A 19,022-nucleotide genomic window follows, 5' to 3' on the forward strand; every position below is an offset into this window, starting at 1 on the left:
CATTATAATTGAATAAAATCCAATTTATTAAGACAAAAAAAAGACCCAATTTTTCAATTGGGTCTTTAAAAATATTTAAAAAAGTTATACTAACTTTCTTGATGTTGTTTTTCAATTAATTTTTTATCTTCTCTAGATATTGTGTCAACCAATACTGGTGTTGCAATAAATAAAGACGAATAAGTACCTACAACGATACCAACTAACATAGCAAATATAAATCCTCTAATAGATTCTCCTCCAAAGATGAACATGATTAATAATACACCAATCATAGTCAATGAAGTATTAATAGTTCTTGACATAGTAGAGTTAATCGATTTATTTACAATTTCACCAAAAGTTCCTTTTGTTTTACCATCCAAGAATTCACGAACTCTATCAAATACAATTACAGTATCATTCATAGAATATCCAATAACTGTTAATATCGCAGCTATAAAGTGTTGGTCAATTTCCATTCCAAAAGGCATGAACTTATAGCATAATGAATAAATTCCTAATACAAAAATAACATCATGCGCAACAGCAGCAATAGCACCTAAACCATATTGCCATTTTCTAAAGCTTATTAATAAGTATAAAAATACAATTAACATAGCTCCAATAACAGCCCAATACGCATTCGTTTTAATATCTTCTGCAACTGTAGGTCCTACTTTAGAAGCTTGTACAATACCAAATTTCTTTCCATCATAAGCATTTACAAATTTCTCATAAGTCAATCCAGCAGCATAATATTCTTTTAAATTATCGAATAATAACTTATTAACTTCTTCATCCGCTTTTGTACCGTGCTCCTGTACTTTATATTTAGTTGTAATTTTTAACTGGTTGTCATTACCAAAAACTTTCACTTCGGCACTACCATCAAAAACTTTTGCCAATTGTGCTTTTACAACTTCCGTTTCAACTGGTTTTTCAAAACGCACTTGAAAAGTTCTTCCTCCAACAAAATCTACTCCTTGATCCAAACCATTTGTAAATAAAGAGACAAAACTCACTACTACAACAATTGCAGAGAACAAATACGTCCATTTTTTTATTTTTAAAAAATCAAAATGGAAATTAGTAAAGAAATTTTTAGAAAAATTTGTTACGAATGACAAATCATTTTTACCAAGAATATTTTTATCAATAAAAATCCTAGCTATAAAAATAGAGGTAAACAATGAAGTAATAATACCAATTAATAATGTAGTTGCGAAACCTTTAATTGGACCCGAACCAAATATAAAAAGAACTGTTCCAATCAAAATGTGAGTAACATTCGCATCAACAATAGAACGCATTGCTCCTGTCCAACTATAAGAAGCCACAACAGCTTCACTCAAAGATTTTCCTTCTCTTAACTCTTCTTTAGCTCGCTCGTATATGATAATATTCGCATCAACTGCCGTACCCATTGTCAATACAATACCAGCAATACCTGGCAAAGTCAATACAGCACCTAAACTTGCTAAAATTCCAAATAAGAATAGTAAGTTAACTGCCAAAGCAATATTTGCATACCAACCTGCTTTACCATAATAAACCAACATCCATAGAGAAACTAAAAGTAACCCCACAAGTGCTGAGTTAGTTCCGTTGTCAATAGCTTCTTGACCTAAAGATGGTCCTACTACATCTGACTGAACAATATCAGCAGAAGCTGGAAGCTTACCTGCTCTCAAAACATTTGCTAAATCTTTAGTTTCTGTCACATCAAATGATCCTGAAATTTCAGATCTACCACCAGAAATTGGTCCGCTAGAAACACCTGGAGCAGAATATACAATATTATCAAGAACAATTGCTATATTACTTTTTTGAGTATAAGCTCTTCCTGTTAATTCTTCCCAAGCTTTAGCACCTTGTCCGTCCATTTGCATAGAAACCGAAGGCTTTCCTGATTGATCAAATGAATCTTTAGCATCAGTAACAACACCACCACTCATTGCAGGAATATTATCTCTATTTCCTTTTAAAGCATATAATTCAACAGCTTCAACATCTTTTGCTTTAGCATCTTTGATCGTTGTCAATTTACCCCAAACAAATTTAGCGTAACGTTGATCAGCAGCTAATAATACTCTTATATCAGCTCTTTTTAAATATCCATTTACTGTAGCTGTATCTTTTGGAGAGAAAAGACCTAAAACTGGACCTCCACCTTGACCAATTATTTTATCCAATAAAGGATTATTTCCTTTTTTAGTAGAAGCAGAATCTTTACCATCAGTTAATAAAGCACTCAAAGAATCTTTAACAACTGCTTTTGTCTCTACCTTTGAAACTTCAGTATTTTTTAATGACTCATTTGCAGCCATTAAAAAACTTCCCATTTCATCAATCTTATACGTTTCCCAAAACTCTAATTGAGCAGTACTTTGTAATAACTTTTTTATTCTATCTACATCTTTAGCTCCAGGAAGTTCAACAAGAATTCTTCCAGTCTCTCCTAATTTTTGAATATTAGGTTGAGTTACTCCAAATTTATCAATACGTTTTCTCAATACTCCAAAAGCACTTTCTACAGATTCATCAATTTTTCTTTTGATTACTTTTTGTACTTGTGCATCTGTCATTTGATAATCTACACCACCTTCACCTTGCAAACTTCTGTTAGCAAAAATATCTGGCGAAGCTAATTTTACAGTTCCTTTAGAATTTGCTTCAAAAGCATCAAAAAACTTATCTGTAAAAGATTTATTTCCTTCAACATCTGCAGTAGCGTCAGCTAATGACTTATTGAAAACTGGGTTTTTAGAATTATTAGATAATCCTTTCAATATATCTTTAACTGAAATTTGAAGAATCACGTTGATTCCTCCTTCTAAGTCAAGACCTTTATTGATTTGCTTGTCACTTACTTCATTAAAAGTAAAGTTGGTAAAACCTAAGTTAAATACACTTTCCTTACCAATAGAATCTAAATATTTTACTTCTTTTTCAGAGTTTCCATTTGCAAAAGATTTTGCATCACTTTTTACTTTGCTTGCAACAAAAGTGAAAGAAAGTTGGTAAATACTTACCAATGCAAATAGAATTGCGAAAAATTTAATAAGTCCTTTATTCTGCATTATTACTAAAAATTAATTATTTTATATTTATTTATTTTTGCTTTAACCCCTATAAGACAAGTCTTGAACATTTTTTTGATCTTAAAATAGAAACCCAAGAATTATGATATTTATTTTAAACCGAGCAAATATATAATTAAGGTTAAGATTAACCAATTTATTTATTGATTAATCTCAAAAAAAAGACTGCATAAGTGCAGTCTTCTCTATTATATGACTAAAATATTAAGCTAAAATTGTTTTTAAGGCATCATTCATCTGTCTAACAGCATCTGCACTTTTTGCAAACAATGCTTTTTCGGCATCATTCAATTCAATTTCAAGAATTTCTTCTACTCCGTTTTTCCCAATAATACAAGGTACTCCGATGCAAATATCATTTTGACCGTACTCTCCTTCAACAAATACAGAGCAAGCAATCATTTTCTTTTGATCGTTTAATATACTATCTACTAAAAAAGCAACTGATGCTCCAGGAGCATACCACGCTGATGTACCCAAAAGACCTGTAAGTGTTGCTCCACCAACCATAGTACTTGCCGCTACTTTTTGCAACGCCTCTTCTGAAAGAAATTGAGAAACAGGTATACCATTATAAGAAGCCAAACGAGTCAATGGAATCATTGTCGTATCTCCATGTCCACCTATAACCATTGCTGAAATATCATTTGCTGGTTTACCTAAAGCCATAGACAAATAAGTTCTAAAACGAGAACTATCTAATGCTCCACCCATACCAATTATTCTATTTTTAGGCAATCCAGTTGATTTTAATGCTAAATATGTCATAGTATCCATTGGATTAGAAACAACTACAATAACTGCTTCTGGAGAAAATTCAAGTACATTTTCGGCAACTGTCTTAACAATTCCCGCATTAATCCCTATTAATTCTTCACGAGTCATTCCTGGTTTTCTAGGAATTCCAGAAGTAATAACTACTACATCACTATTTGCCGTTTTAGAGTAATCATTAGTGACACCAGATACCTTAGTATTAAAACCCGTATTGGTAGCACACTGCATAATATCCAATGCTTTTCCTTCAGCAAATCCTTCTTTAATATCTAATAACACTACTTCACTTGCAATTCCTCTATAAGAAATCACATCCGCACAAGTAGCACCTACATTCCCTGCCCCTACAATAGTAACTTTCATATTTTATGGTTTATCGGTTGTTTGTTAATTTTATTTTAATTTAAAACAATACTAATTGTTTTTATGGTTATGCATCAATATTTGCATACACTGCATTTTTCTCTATAAATTCCCTTCTTGGTGGTACTTCATCACCCATCAACATAGAGAAAACTCTATCTGCTTCAGCTAAACTATCAATGTTTACTTGACGCAATGTTCTAAAACTTGGATCCATTGTAGTTTCCCACAATTGTTCCGCATTCATCTCTCCAAGACCTTTATAACGCTGAATTCCTGCGCTTCCACCCATTCTTTCATTGGCTTGATCACGTTGTAAGTCATTCCAAGCATATTCTTTCTTATTCCCTTTTTTAACTAAATACAAAGGTGGAGCAGCAATATAAACATGTCCTTCTTCAATTAGTTCTTTCATAAAACGGAAGAAAAATGTTAAGATTAAAGTAGAGATATGACTACCATCGACATCGGCATCACACATAATAATTACTTTATGGTAACGCAGTTTCGAAATATTCAAAGCTTTACTGTCTTCTTCTGTACCAATTGTAACTCCAAGAGCCGTAAAAATATTTCGAATCTCTTCGTTTTCAAACACTTTATGATGCATTGCTTTTTCTACATTCAAAATCTTACCACGCAATGGCAAAATCGCTTGAAAAGCACGATCACGACCTTGTTTAGCCGTTCCTCCTGCCGAATCTCCCTCGACAAGATATACTTCACATTTAGCTGGATCTTGTTCTGAACAATCAGACAATTTTCCTGGCAATCCACCACCACCCATTACGGTTTTGCGTTGTACCATTTCACGCGCTTTTTTAGCTGCATGACGCGCTTGTGCTGCAAGAATAACTTTTTGAACAATGATTCGAGCATCATTTGGATTTTCTTCCAAATAATTCTCAATCATTTCGCTCACCGCCTGACTTACTGGAGAAACAACTTCTCTGTTACCAAGTTTGGTTTTAGTTTGTCCTTCAAATTGTGGTTCAGCAACTTTTACCGAAATAATAGCTGTTAATCCCTCACGGAAGTCATCCCCCGAAATATCAAATTTCAGTTTATCCAACATTCCAGAAGCATCTGCATATTTCTTTAGCGATCTTGTAAGACCAGTTCTAAAACCTTGCAAGTGTGTCCCTCCTTCATGTGTATTAATATTATTTACATATGAAAAAATATTTTCCGTGTAACTTGTGTTATAAATTAACGCAACCTCAACTGGAATTTCTCCTTTTTCATGATCCATAGAAATTACATGTGCAATAATTGGCTCACGATTTCCATCTAAGTAACGGATGTATTCTTTTAAACCTTCATCAGAATGGAATACTTCTGACACAAAATTTCCATCTTTATCTTTTTCTCTTTTATCTGTAAAAGTGATTGTAATTCCTTTATTCAAATACGATAATTCACGCATACGAGCAGATAAAGTATCGTAAGAATACTCTATTGTTTGCGTAAATATGCTCGGATCCGGATAAAAAGTAACTATTGTTCCTCTTTTTGTCGTTTCTCCAATTTGTTTCACTGGATAAAGCGCTTTTCCTTTTTCATATTCTTGCTCATAAACCTTTCCATCACTACTATGAACCGTAGCTCTTAAGTGATTTGAAAGTGCATTTACAACAGAAACCCCAACGCCGTGAAGTCCTCCAGAAACTTTATAAGAATCTTTATCAAATTTACCTCCGGCACCAATTTTGGTCATTACAACCTCCAATGCCGAAACCCCTTCTTTTTTATGAATTCCTACTGGAATACCACGTCCATTATCTTCAACAGAAATTGAACCATCTTCATTAATATCTACTCTTATGGTGTCGCAATGACCTCCCATAGCCTCATCGATAGAGTTATCGACTACTTCATAAACTAAATGATGTAATCCTCGAACACCTACATCCCCAATATACATTGATGGTCGCATTCTTACGTGCTCCATACCTTCTAACGCCTGAATACTATCTGCTGAATAATTGTCCTTCTTGATTTCTTCGCTCATATATTTTATTCTAAAAAAAATGTACTATTTGTCTAACACGCAAATATATAAAAACACAAACTATATAACCGTTAAAATCATATTTTAAGCGGTTAAGTTATTAACATAATGTTGATTTTTTAACATAAAAAAACGCTCTCAAAACTGAGAACGTCTTTATTTTCATGAAAAGTTGTTTTATCAAACAATAATTCTTGTTTTTGCAATTTCTATATCTGCTTTTACGTGAGCCGCATTTGCTCTTCCGCTTGGATCTTCATTTTCCTGCCATTTTGGAATCCATTTTCTCACTGTTTGAGCAGCACTTTGTTGTGGGAAATATTTATGAAAAATAGATCTGTAAAAATACGCTTCTTTTGTTGTTGGAGCATTATATTGAAACTCTGTAGCAGCTCCAGCTAATTGCTCATCAGTCACTTGTGAAGAACAATAACTTATCAATTCATCAATCCAATTGTACCCTACCCCATCTGAAAACTGTTCTTTTTGCCTCCATAAAACAGCATCTGGAAGATAAGGATCATCTGGTGTATCAAATGCTTTTCTTAAAATATATTTTTCTTTACCATCATATGTTTTAGGCATTTTTTCTTCTGCTTTTACTCGAATAGCAACATCTAAAAATGCTTTATCCAGGTAAGGAACTCTAGTTTCTAATCCATGTGCCATCGTCGATTTATCAGCTCTCAATAAATCGGCAGTAAATAATTTCTGAACTCTTTCGATTGTTTCTTTTTGAAAATCTTCGGCTGACGGCGCATTTCTAAAATACAAATACCCTCCAAAAATCTCATCAGCACCTTCTCCTGAAAGTACCACTTTTATACCTAAATCCGTAATAGCCTTCGACAAGAAATACATTGGAGTACTCGCTCTGATCGAAGTTAGATCATAGGTTTCTAAATTCCATATTAATTTCTCTAACACTTCCAATCCTTCCTCTACAGTGAAGTAAATTTCATGATGTTCAGTCCCTAAAAAAGCCGCTACTTTTCTTGCAGCAACGGTATCTGGTGCATTAACATCTAATCCTATAGAAAACGAATGCAGTTTTTTTCCGCTTTCCGCCAATAATCTTGAAGCAATTGCTGAAGTTAATGACGAATCTAAACCGCCTGACAGCAATACCCCAATAGGCACATCACTCATTAAACGCTTGCGGGTTGCTTCTGTCAAAGATTCTCTTATTGCAATCAAATCTAAATTTTGATCTGCATTTAAATAATCTTCATATTCTGGTTGATAGTACTTTACAAAACCTGTTTTTCCTGTATAATAATGTCCCGGAGGAAATGTTGCAAATGTTTTACATTGATCTGAGATAGATTTCATTTCAGATGAAAAATAAATTCTTCCCCTTTCATCTAATCCATAATATAACGGTTTTACACCCATAGGATCTCTACTAGCGATATAATCATCTCCGTCAACAATTACAAATGCCCAGTCTCCATCAAGCATATTACAAAAGTCATAACCAAACTCTTCATACAAATGAACAATTACTTCCGAGTCGGATTTAGTTCTAAAAGTATGATTTTTCAAAATACCATCTCTCAATTCTTGATGATTGTATATCTCTCCGTTATGGATCATATACGCTGATTTAGTTCCTTGTATAGGCTGTTTCCCTGAATGTAGGTCAATTATAGACAAACGTTCATGACTTAAAATATGTCCTTTTTCAGTAACATGCAAATCGCTTTCGTCAGGGCCACGATGTGACATTCTTTTAGAAAGTTCCATAACAAGTTTCTCCTCTTTACCTTTCCCTATAATGGCTAATATTCCGCACATAAATCTATTTATTAATATTTTAATTCACCTTAACAAAACAAAGATGTACCATCAGTTACAAATACAAAAGACAATACTAGTATTTAATTATAAAAAATTACAAACAAAGTAGATTTACATCAAATATGTAACACAAAAGCATGCAAAATCAATCATTATGTTATCTACTCTCAACCTCTTTTTACAAACTGCATTTTATTTTACTTTAACCCCTTTTATATACGTCCTAGATGCTTTCATCTCCAGAATTTCGCTATCAATAATCTTCATAATATCTCTATCAAAAATAACAAAATCTGCCCATTTCCCAACTTCTAGACTTCCTTTTTCTTTTTCTTCAAAATTAGAGTAAGCAGCCCAAATCGTCATTCCTTTCAAAGTCTCTTCTCTAGTTAATGCATTTTCCATTTGAAAACCTCCTTTTGGATATCCCTTACTATCTTTTCTTGCTACCGCTGCATGAAAAGTCAACATGGGGTTTACCTCTTCAACCGGAAAATCAGTACCTAATGCAATAACTCCCGCTTTGTCCAATAATTTTTTATAAGCATATGCATTCTTTAATCGGTCTTTTCCTAAACGATCTCCTGCCCAATACATATCTGAAGTTGCATGTGTGGGTTGTACCGAAGGAATAACTCCCGTCTTGAAATAATCAAAATCTTGTTCTCTCAAAACTTGAGCATGTTCTATCTTCCATCTGCGATCTTTCTTACCTGTTAATGCTTCTTTATAGATTTTCAGCAAAACTGTATTTGCCGAATCGCCAATAGCATGCGAATTCAATTGAAAGTCTGAATTAGCTATTTGTTGCGCAACTGATTTCAATTGAGTTATCGAAGAAAGCAATGCTCCAAACTGCTTCGGCATATCCGAATATGCTTTGTGTAAACAAGCACCACGAGATCCCAAAGCACCATCACCGTACATTTTAAAAGAACGAACATCTAAATTATCTGTTTTGTATATTCCTTTTTTCAAATACAAATCAATATTTTTTTGATTGGCAGTGACCATCGCATAGACATTTAATTTCATCGCTTTTGCCTTTTGCAAGCTATCCATCAAATTGATAACATCTGGATCTAAACCTGCATCATTTACTGTAGTTAATCCATAGTCAAACATTACCTTTTCAGCATCTAATAAAGCAGCAATTTGGGTTTTACGACTGGGTTTTGGAATTATATTAAAAACCAACTCCATCGGATTGTCAATTAAAATCCCTGTAGGCTCACCGTCTTTAATTTCAATTTGACCACCCAACGCTTTGGTGTCTTTAGTAATTCCCGCTAATGCCAAAACTTTACTATTTACAATTATTGCATGACCATCTACTCTATTGAGTACCACAGGAATATCTGGGAAATATTTATCTAAAATAGCTTTGGAAGGAAATTCTTTTACACTCCAATCGTTTTGGTCCCATCCATTTCCAACAATGAAATTTGATTTTTTTTCTTTTTGAAAAGCTTGAATGCGCTGTATCACCTCTTCCATACTTTTTGTCCCCCGTAAATCAACTTCTTGTAGACTTAGTCCAAAACCATAAAAATGACAATGCGCATCGATTAAACCTGGATAAATAAATTTACCTTTTGCATCTACATTTTTATCTGATTGAAAATTATTCTGTATTTGAGCATTCGAACCTATTCCAACAATTTTACCATTCTTGATTGCCATAGCTTGAGCAGTGTCAAAAGCTTTGTCAACTTTATAAATAGTAGCGTCTGTAACAATCAAATCAACCGAAGTCTTCATGTTTTTTAAACAAGAGCTAAGGGAAAACAATATAAGGATGACAACAAAACGTCTCATGGTGGGTATTTTAGATTGGCTAATATAAAAAACAAGACTTATATAAAAAAATGCCTTTAAATTATTTTCTAAAATGGCTAAATAAAAAATGCTCCCAAAATTTGGGAGCATTTAATTATCATTATATAATTTAAAAATTATGCTTTTACATAAGAATCAGTATGAACATTAGCCACTGCTCTTCCAGAAGGATCGTTCATGTTTTTGAATGCTTCATCCCACTCTAATGCAATTTTTGTACTACAAGCTACGCTTGCTTCTTGTGGTACACATAAAGCGGCTGCATCACTTGGAAAATGTTCTGTAAAAATAGAACGGTAGTAATATTCCTCTTTTGATGTTGGTGTTTGTAATGGAAACTTATATTTAGCATTCGCTAATTGTTCATCACTAACCTCAACAGCTACTACTTCTTTTAACTTATCAATCCAACCGTATCCAACTCCATCACTAAACTGTTCTTTTTGTCTCCAAGCTACACTTGGTGGCAACATCTCTTCAAATGCTTTACGTACTACCCATTTCTCCATTGGGTGTTCTTTGTTAATCATTTTATCTTGTGGGTTGATTCGCATTGCCACATCCATAAACTCTTTGTCTAAGAATGGCACACGTCCTTCAATTCCCCAAGCTGCTAAACTTTTGTTTGCTCTTAAACAATCGTACATATGTAGTTTCCCTAATTTACGTACGTTTTCTTCATGAAACTCTTGTGCGTTTGGTGCTTTATGGAAGTATAAATACCCTCCAAACAACTCATCAGCACCTTCACCTGACAATACCATTTTGATCCCCATTGATTTAATCACTCTTGCCATTAACCACATTGGCGTCGATGCTCTAATCGTAGTTACATCATACGTTTCTAAGTTATAAATTACATCTTTAACTGCATCTAAACCTTCTTGAATAGTAAACTTAATTTCATGATGAATGGTTCCAATATGATCTGCCACAATTTGAGCAGCTGCTAAATCTGGAGAACCTTCAAGTCCTACAGAAAAAGAATGCAATTGCGGGTACCAAGCATCAGCAGTATCTCCTGATTCAATGCGTTTTTGAGCATATTTTTTGGCTACAGCGGAAGTAATCGATGAATCTAATCCTCCAGAAAGTAACACTCCGTAAGGAACATCACTCATTAATTGTCTGTGAACCGCAGCTTCAAGCGCTACTTTGATATCTTGAATGTTTGTTTCGTTGTCTTTTACAGCATCATATTCTGTCCAGTCTCTTTTATACCATTGTACAAATTCACCATTTTTACTTGTCATATAATGTCCTGGAGGAAACAATTGGATTTTTGTGCAATATCCTTCTAAAGCTTTCAATTCAGAAGCTACATAAAACGTCCCATGTTGGTCCCAACCTATGTATAATGGAATAATCCCCATATGGTCACGAGCTACAAAATACTCATCTTTATCTACATCATAAATTGCAAATCCAAAAATCCCGTTCATTTCATCTATAAAATGAGACCCTTTTTCTTTGTAAAGTGCTAGAATAACTTCACAGTCACTTTCTGTTTGAAAGTTATATTTCCCTTCAAATTGTTTGCGTAATGCTCTATGGTTATAGATTTCTCCATTGGCAGCCAAAACTAATTTACCATCTTCACTAAACAATGGTTGTTTTCCTGAAGCTGGATCCACAATCGCCAAACGCTCATGAGACATAATCGCTTTTTCATTGCTATAAATTCCACTCCAGTCCGGTCCACGGTGACGAATAATTTTAGACATTTCTAAAACTTGCGGTCTTAAAACTTCTGCTTTTTGTTTTAGATCAAAGGCACATACGATTCCACACATAACACTATATTTTTATATTTTTTTTGATTTTATTTTTTTTGATGAAGCAAAGATGCAATAACAGTTACATTTGAAAAACACTAACAGCAATTATAGTTATAAATTAAAACTTAAATCAATGTTTTAAATTAAATTAGTAATCAAAAGCTATTAAAAATCGTTAGCAAGTTAAAAATCATAATTTATCATTATAAAATAGCTTCTATCAAATACTTTGTAGTGTTAATCTCAAACCCAAACCCTACTTTATTCCCCATTAGTTTACTTCCCAATGGTGATTGAGGTGACAAAGCAATTACATTAACTCCTTCAATAGTAATTTTTGGCAGTGCTAAACTGAGATACAAATAAATCCCATTGGCTTTAACTAAGCTACCCACAATAATAGTTTCAGCGGTTTTAGTCGAATCAATTTTATCCAGTACTGCTTTTTGAGTAAGCACTTCCTTCAATTTAGTATTGAGTTTTTCTTGTTCGATGTGCATCATGGACAGCGCTGTTTCATGTTTATCCCCAGCAGATCCTTTGGCATCATTCTTAGAATCTTCAGTAAGTGCCGTTATCATATCTCTAAAAACATCCATTCTATCTTGAACCAATTGTAAGTAGTACTGATGTATTTTTTGTTTAAATGTCATGTTTCTTTTTAAATTTATAATAGATAGAGCACTAATTGAAATATCACTGAGTTCGCTACTTCATGCGACCAAAGTTAACGTATTATTCCAAAATTGCGCCATATTTTCCAAACTCCAACTCATTTATTTACTAAATTTTAACATGAATTTTTAACTTTATAAAAAGACAATTGATAATTTTAACATTCTAATCATATAACTTTATAATACATACTATGAAAAAATCGACACTTGTAGTTACAGTAGCCTTTGCTTTTACAATGCTTTTATCTTCGAATGCAAATGCTCAAAAATTTCCCGACCTAGATAAAAGTCCGATGGACGTCGCATCATTCCCTACTGATTATAAAAATCCTGCCAAAATTGCTAAAGTAACCTACAGCAGACCTCAACTAAAAGGACGTAGTTTAGACGAACTAGCTCCAAACGGAAAAGTATGGAGAACTGGTGCTAATGAAGCTACAGAAATTACTTTTTTTAAGGATGTAACTCTAGGAAGCACTAAAATTAAAGCGGGTACTTATACATTATATACCATTCCTGAAAAAGACAAGTACACTGTTATTATCAACAAAGACTTAAATGTTTGGGGAGCTTATTTTTATAAAGAAGAAAATGATGTAGCGAGACTAACCGTTCCTGTAACCGAAGGAAAAGAATCACTTGAATCACTTTCTATGGTTTTTACCAAAACGGATAAGGGGATTGAATTGAATATGGGTTGGGACAAAGTGAGAATTGCTATTCCTTTCACAGAATAATAATTTATTAAACCTAAAAAAATAGGCTTCCTGATAAGGAAGCCTATTTTTTTTTTGTCTTAGAAATAAAATCGATTAAAAATCAAATTTATAATTAGCTCCAACTACGATTTGAAAACCTTGAACTGGGTAATTCAACCATTTTTGATACGACTGATTCGTAATATTATTAGCTCTTATAAACCCAGTTAATTGCTCGTTGTATTTATAACCTACATGTGCATTAACATCAAAATAACTATCTAAAGTTATTGGAGTAGCATCCACTGTGAAATTAGTATTGAATTTCATGTCCTTACGTTCCCCAACATAGAAAACAGTAGCACCTGCAAACCATTGTGGTGTAATATTAAAATCAATATTTGAATTTAATTTCAGTTCTGGCAAATTCCATGCTTCTTGCTGAAAATCATTCGTATAACTATTATACGTTCCGCTGATACCAAAAGTAACATTTTCTGAAAAATTAGCTTTTAAATCACCCGTAAAACTCAATGTTCTCATGTCATCATAAACCACCTGCATTGAATTCCCAAAAGCATAATTTTCATTGGAAGCATTTTCATTGTAATCATTGCTTCTAAACAATGCTTTATTTCTTTCGTTCACATATGACCCTTTAATGTTATAACTCACATTATTTGTAATTTTCCCTTTTAATCCAGCAAAAATATCATATTGTTTGTCTGTAGGCGCAATATTTAAAGTAGGAGATAAAAATGAGTTTTGATTCACAAAATCCATATAAGAATTTTGCTCTAAATTTCCTTCGGCTCCTGCATAAAAAATCATTAAGTCACCAACCACTTTATAAGAAGCGTTGATTTGAGGATAGACAAAAAACTTATTATTACTATGCTCATTATCTAAACTATAAAATAAAGAAGCCCCCAGATTCAAAGTCCAATCATCTTCTTGCATTACAAAAGTAGGTGAAATTCCAAAATTAGTGAAACCGTATTTTATAACTTGGATATTGGTGTTTTGGTAATTTTTATCAAAACTTCCACCTACGTAATCCACAATTATATTTGTTTTTATCGCTTCGTCCATTATATTGAACTTCAACGAAGGTTTAACATAAAAACGATTTTCAGTAGAACCAAAAGTATCTGTAAAATGATTGAATTTCAAACTTGCATTGTCTAGAATTCCATCATTAAAATCAATTTTTGAACCTAACGAAAAGGTATTGTAAACATGTTGGGGATTTATACCATCAATTAACATTGCTCTATCTGAAGAAGAAAGTGTACTACCAAACTCTGCTGGCAATCCATACCAATTATAAATTTGGTTTTGGTATCCTAAATCAACATTCCATGACATATCACTATAATTAGCACCATAAGTCAAATCAATTGCAGAATCATAATAACGGTCATCTAATTCCACTCCACTAATTCCACCTTGTGATGAAAGATGACGAAACATTCCCCCTACATAATCATTGCTCTCTAATTCTTGATTAACAAACAACTCGGCATTGAGCGTTCTATAACTCCCAAATCCTAATGTCGCATAATTATTATACAAATGGGCTTGCTTTGTTTTGTCAACGCCTTCTGCTTTTCCTTTTGAAGGAGTAAAAGTAGAAGCTACTGGGAAAGAAAAAATAGAGTACTTAATTGTTTCTTTTTTAGCATTACCTTCATCATCCAGCACTGGAGTTTCTTGTACTTTGAAAGCATCCGAAATAGTTGGGGTATATGGCTTCACTACATTTACTACTTCAGATCCTATGTTGTCCTCTTTTTTTTGAGCAAACGAAAACTGAAATGCTATTAAAAACAGAACTATTGTTATTTTATTTTGGAAATTCAATTTCATATTTTTTTGTTTTATTATAAAAAAGGCGATTAAAAGTTATTTACCCTCTCCTGCATTTTATACATTATCTTTTTTTACTACTATTTTTATTTTTTTAAACTACTTCCCATTCACCTTGTGCTACAAACTGAGTTTCTCCACCGATATTAATGTCAAAAAGAGGCTCTTCTCGTTTCCCTTCAAAATATATTTGAGAACTTCTATTAATATATTCTCCTTGGTTATTCACAACTTTGATTTCACTTGCATGATATTTCAATAAAAAAGCCTGCAAACAAGTACTAGCACTTCCTGTCGCTGCATCTTCTATAAGCTGATTATTTTCAATACACAACATTCTACTGGTTAGCACTTCATTTTCTAAACTAAAAAAATACAAAGCCCTATGTTCCGTTTTGCATTTTGTTTTAAGCCATGCTTCTGTTTTATCTTTATCCAATTCAACTGCGTTTAATGTCTCTCTATTTTTTAGAGGTACCATGACAAAAGCACTTCCAGTAGTTACTTCTTGAATTTCAAAACGAGTATCAAAATCAGTTACACTTAGATTACTGAAAGAAGCAAAATCTTCCTTCATAAAAACATCTAGAAAATTAGGCTGTGCCGCTTTCAACCAAACTAAATCCTGAGATTGACATACCGGAATTTCTCCTATTGGAACATTTAATTTAATTCCTATGGGATGGTGTTTGAATACTTTATTCATCAAAACCCATGAAGTTCCTATGATAGGATGTCCGGCAAATTGCATTTCATGCGCTGGAGTAAAAATTCTAATTGATGCATTATTATTTTCAGGTGCTATAGCAGTAACAAATGTACTTTCGGCAAAATTAATTTCGCGTGCCACTTGCTGCATTTGATCAGTCGTTAAATCAGTCGCATTTAAAAAAACTGCCAGTTGATTTCCCGCATATTTTTTTTTGGTAAATACATCTACAATATAAAAAGGAATCGTCATTTTTTAATAATTTTTAAATTCACAACAACGGCATCATCACAGTTGTTTTAAATATTCCTAATTGGTTATTGATGAATTTGTTTTAGACTCTTCGGCTTTAATTCTATCTAATTCATTTTGCGCCTCAGCAACTACATCTGAAAAATCAGTGAAATTTTTAATCACATTTTCTAAAATATAAGTCGCTTGAAAACTATCTTTTAGTCCATAAAAGTTTTTCGCCATTAGAATCAATCCTTTCGATCCATAAAATCTATAACTAGAATAATTTTTGGCTAATTTTTGAATCGTCACATTGGAAGCTTCATATTTTGAATCTTTATTTTTAAAATAGGCATCATAATATAATGCTTCAGCGGCTAGTTCTCCTTTAGCAATGGTCAGCACTTTTGCATATCCCGCTCTCGCTTTAGCTTCATCACCAGTTTGCATTGCTGAACGAGCAATAATAATTTGCGCATCCGAACGAACATTATCATCTGTTTTAGGATTACTTAATACTTTATCCGCATAAATAACAGAATTTCCATAGTCCTTTTTATCGTAATAACACTTCATTAAGTTTGATTGAGCAAATACTTTGTTTTGAGGAAAATCCGATTCGTTTTCTAAACGAATTAAAACTGGAATTGCTTTATCTTTTTGATTGTTATCCAATAACACTTGGGATAATCTTGCCAAAGACTGTTCCGTAAATTCACTTCTAGGTTCACTAATTACATATTGATAATTAGCCACCGATTTGTCTTTTTGTCCTTCAGAGAAATAGGTTTGCGCCAAATAAAAATTAGCTTGAAGTGAATGAATTCCTCTTGGAAAACTAGAAATATAAGCACTAAATCCAGAAATGGCCTGCCTATTATTATTTTGCTCAAATTGTTTCAAAGCTGACTCATACGAGTCATTATCCAAATCCGCATCAGTAACCGCCACAAAGTCTAAGGTTCTCACCCAAGTAGCATACTCATTAACTCTCCCACCATCAACATATATCAATCTAGCAGTTGAAACGGCTTCAAGTGCTTCGGGAGTTTTAGGAAAATCAGCCACTACTTTTTTAAACTTAGTTAAAGCTTGTTCACTTTTATCTGAATTGTAGTAAATCAAACCTTGACGCAATATTGATTTTGCAGTATAGCTTCCGTTTTTGTACTCCCCAATTAATCGATCAAATGTTTTTAAAGCCAAATCTTGTTTGTTTGCCGCTACATACGTATTGGCTAATTCATACATGGCATCATCACGGTAACTTGATTTTGGATACATTTGTAAGAACGAATTCAATTCTTCAATTTTCGTGTCATTTTTAGATACAAAACCATAACAAATTGCTTTTTGATAATAGGCATAATCTGCATCCACCCCTTTTGATTCAATTACTTTATTGTATGCTTCCATTGCTGGCCAATATTTAGAACTAACAAATCGGCAATCACCTAAACGCAAATAAGAATCATTCAATCTCACTTTATCGTCTTTCACTTTATCAATCTGATTTTGAAAATAGGTAGCCGCTTGATCGTACTCTTTCAATTTAAAATAAGTGTAAGCAATATTATAATTGCTGTTTTTATATTCTGATGCCGAAGACGCACGAGGCCCATTTACAAACTGCTTATAACTCAACAAAGCATTATTGTAATCATCTTGAACATACTCGGTTTCTGCTTTCCAAAAAGTAGCTCTGGCTGTAAAATCTGCATCAATTTGACCGTCTATTGATTTCTTAAACATCTTGGCCGCTTCTTGATAATTTCTGTCTGCATAAAGCTCTAAACCTCTATAGAAAGTCACTTTTTGATACGCCAATTTATTTTCTGGCCCTCTATTTTTTTCTAATAAAACCAAGGCTTCTTTGTAATTTTTAGAAGAAATATAAGAATCGATTAACAGTTTTTCGACTACTGGACGACTTGCATTGTTTGGGTATTTTTTTATAAAATCCAGTAAAACCTGAGGAACAGTTTGATATGAATTCCCTATTTCATAACTCAATTTCGCATAATTTAAACTAGCGTCTTCTTGGATAGAAGCATCAAATGTCATTTCGGAAGCATTTTTAAACGCATTCAACGCTTGTTGTTTTTGATCTAAATTTAAATAGCTTTGCCCTAAATGGTAGTAGGCATTTTGCGCTACAAAATCTTTACCATTTATGATTTTATTGAATTGAGAAATCGCATTTTCAAAATCATTTTGCTTGTAATACGCGTATCCCAATTGGTAAAAATCAGTATTGTTCCATCTTCCTTTTTTACCTTTATAATCCGCTAAATAAGGGATGGCTTTATCATATTGTTTTAAATTAAAATAACTTTCTCCAATGATTTTATTTAATTCAGACTTTTCCAATGCGTTCGACTTTGACATTGCCTTTTGTCCTAAATCAATTGCTTTTTGAAAATTTCCTAATTTAAAATTCATATCGGCCTGATAGTAAGACAGTTTTTCTTTGTACTTTTCTTCGCCTGAAACCGCATCAAAATATTTGGTCGCTTCTTTATAATCATCTCCTTCATAGGCTATAAAACCCAAGTAGTATTTAGCTTGAGAACCATATTCAGATGAATTTACCACTTTATTAAAATAAGTGGTAGCCTCTTTTTTATTTTTAGAATTAAAAAAAGCATACCCTTTTTGGAAATTAAATTTATCGCGCTCTTTATATGTTAATTGGCTCTCATCTACTTTTTCAAACCATTTTAGGGCTTGAGGATAATTTCCTTGTTCAAAATAATAATGCGCTACTTCTATAAAAGCTTGATTGCTCTTAGCACTTGTTGGATAATCTTCAACAAATTTCTCCATCAAAACATCCGCATTCGCTTGATTCAAACGAATAGCACAAGATGCATCATAATAAGAACAATCTGATTTGATTTCTTCATTTGTAGTTTCCAACTTTACTTTTTCAAAAATAATTTGGGCTGAAGCAAATTGATTGTCATTAAATAAGGAAATTGCCTTATTAAAATCTTTTAATTCATGAGTATATATTATTGATTTTTGAGCAGAAACAGTAAAAGTGCCTACAAAAATCATTAAAAGAAAAAGCCAAGAGAGTTTACGCATTTTGTTTGTTTTTTTGATATTCAAAAGTATTATAACTAACGGGTATAACGAATTGTTATTCCCTTTTATTATGAACAAATGTTTTAACAAAAAA

Annotated in this window: 11 protein-coding genes; 1 reads left to right on the plus strand and 10 read right to left on the minus strand. The window is 32.9% G+C overall.

Translation table 11 applies throughout. The features are described 5' to 3' along the window. Window positions 1–89 precede the first annotated feature (89 nt). The 7 genes from secDF to AB3G36_RS16660 form a co-directional block, all read right to left on the minus strand. Window positions 90–3,062, minus strand: a complete 2,973-nt coding sequence (gene secDF, locus AB3G36_RS16630) for a protein translocase subunit SecDF (RefSeq protein WP_367754647.1) — start codon at window positions 3,060–3,062, stop codon at window positions 90–92. Window positions 3,063–3,287: 225 nt separating this feature from the next. After that, on the minus strand, window positions 3,288–4,223 hold the full coding sequence (gene mdh / locus AB3G36_RS16635; RefSeq protein ID WP_367754649.1) for a malate dehydrogenase: 936 nt from the start codon (window positions 4,221–4,223) through the stop codon (window positions 3,288–3,290). Window positions 4,224–4,290: 67 nt separating this feature from the next. After that, window positions 4,291–6,234: a DNA topoisomerase (ATP-hydrolyzing) subunit B gene (gyrB, locus tag AB3G36_RS16640; RefSeq protein ID WP_367754651.1), complete on the minus strand. Its 1,944-nt coding sequence runs from the start codon at window positions 6,232–6,234 to the stop codon at window positions 4,291–4,293. Window positions 6,235–6,414: 180 nt separating this feature from the next. Next, window positions 6,415–8,031, minus strand: coding sequence for an asparagine synthase B (gene asnB, locus AB3G36_RS16645; RefSeq protein WP_367754653.1), 1,617 nt, complete (start codon window positions 8,029–8,031; stop codon window positions 6,415–6,417). Window positions 8,032–8,226: 195 nt separating this feature from the next. After that, on the minus strand, window positions 8,227–9,852 hold the full coding sequence (locus AB3G36_RS16650) for an amidohydrolase (protein ID WP_367754655.1): 1,626 nt from the start codon (window positions 9,850–9,852) through the stop codon (window positions 8,227–8,229). Between the two features lie 137 nt (window positions 9,853–9,989). Beyond that, window positions 9,990–11,666, minus strand: coding sequence for an asparagine synthase B (asnB, locus tag AB3G36_RS16655; protein ID WP_367754657.1), 1,677 nt, complete (start codon window positions 11,664–11,666; stop codon window positions 9,990–9,992). Window positions 11,667–11,854: 188 nt separating this feature from the next. Next, window positions 11,855–12,304: a hypothetical protein gene (locus AB3G36_RS16660; RefSeq protein WP_367754659.1), complete on the minus strand. Its 450-nt coding sequence runs from the start codon at window positions 12,302–12,304 to the stop codon at window positions 11,855–11,857. Window positions 12,305–12,519: 215 nt separating this feature from the next. Here AB3G36_RS16660 and AB3G36_RS16665 point away from each other — a divergent pair, with 215 nt between their 5' ends. Then, window positions 12,520–13,065, plus strand: coding sequence for a DUF2911 domain-containing protein (locus AB3G36_RS16665; RefSeq protein WP_367754661.1), 546 nt, complete (start codon window positions 12,520–12,522; stop codon window positions 13,063–13,065). Between the two features lie 75 nt (window positions 13,066–13,140). Here the strand turns inward: AB3G36_RS16665 and AB3G36_RS16670 are convergent, their stop codons facing one another. The 3 genes from AB3G36_RS16670 to AB3G36_RS16680 all read right to left on the minus strand — a co-directional run bounded on the left by AB3G36_RS16670 (window position 13,141) and on the right by AB3G36_RS16680 (window position 18,928). Then, window positions 13,141–14,895, minus strand: a complete 1,755-nt coding sequence (locus AB3G36_RS16670; RefSeq protein ID WP_367754663.1) for a TonB-dependent receptor — start codon at window positions 14,893–14,895, stop codon at window positions 13,141–13,143. A gap of 94 nt (window positions 14,896–14,989) precedes the next feature. Then, a complete protein-coding gene (locus AB3G36_RS16675) occupies window positions 14,990–15,856 on the minus strand; it encodes a PhzF family phenazine biosynthesis protein (protein ID WP_367754665.1) in 867 nt (288 codons plus the stop codon). Between the two features lie 57 nt (window positions 15,857–15,913). Continuing rightward, window positions 15,914–18,928, minus strand: a complete 3,015-nt coding sequence (locus AB3G36_RS16680) for a tetratricopeptide repeat protein (RefSeq protein WP_367754667.1) — start codon at window positions 18,926–18,928, stop codon at window positions 15,914–15,916. Window positions 18,929–19,022: the final 94 nt, after the last annotated feature.

The organism is Flavobacterium sp. WC2430, from assembly GCF_040822075.1.
Classification (GTDB): Bacteria; Bacteroidota; Bacteroidia; order Flavobacteriales; family Flavobacteriaceae; genus Flavobacterium.

Coding starts and splice junctions, on each gene's coding strand:
- secDF (WP_367754647.1), bottom strand. CDS start 3,062: ATGCAGAATAAAGGACTTATTAAATTTTTCGCAATTCTATTTGCATTG.
- mdh (WP_367754649.1), bottom strand. CDS start 4,223: ATGAAAGTTACTATTGTAGGGGCAGGGAATGTAGGTGCTACTTGTGCG.
- gyrB (WP_367754651.1), bottom strand. CDS start 6,234: ATGAGCGAAGAAATCAAGAAGGACAATTATTCAGCAGATAGTATTCAG.
- asnB (WP_367754653.1), bottom strand. CDS start 8,031: ATGTGCGGAATATTAGCCATTATAGGGAAAGGTAAAGAGGAGAAACTT.
- AB3G36_RS16650 (WP_367754655.1), bottom strand. CDS start 9,852: ATGAGACGTTTTGTTGTCATCCTTATATTGTTTTCCCTTAGCTCTTGT.
- asnB (WP_367754657.1), bottom strand. CDS start 11,666: ATGTGTGGAATCGTATGTGCCTTTGATCTAAAACAAAAAGCAGAAGTT.
- AB3G36_RS16660 (WP_367754659.1), bottom strand. CDS start 12,304: ATGACATTTAAACAAAAAATACATCAGTACTACTTACAATTGGTTCAA.
- AB3G36_RS16665 (WP_367754661.1), top strand. CDS start 12,520: ATGAAAAAATCGACACTTGTAGTTACAGTAGCCTTTGCTTTTACAATG.
- AB3G36_RS16670 (WP_367754663.1), bottom strand. CDS start 14,895: ATGAAATTGAATTTCCAAAATAAAATAACAATAGTTCTGTTTTTAATA.
- AB3G36_RS16675 (WP_367754665.1), bottom strand. CDS start 15,856: ATGACGATTCCTTTTTATATTGTAGATGTATTTACCAAAAAAAAATAT.
- AB3G36_RS16680 (WP_367754667.1), bottom strand. CDS start 18,928: ATGCGTAAACTCTCTTGGCTTTTTCTTTTAATGATTTTTGTAGGCACT.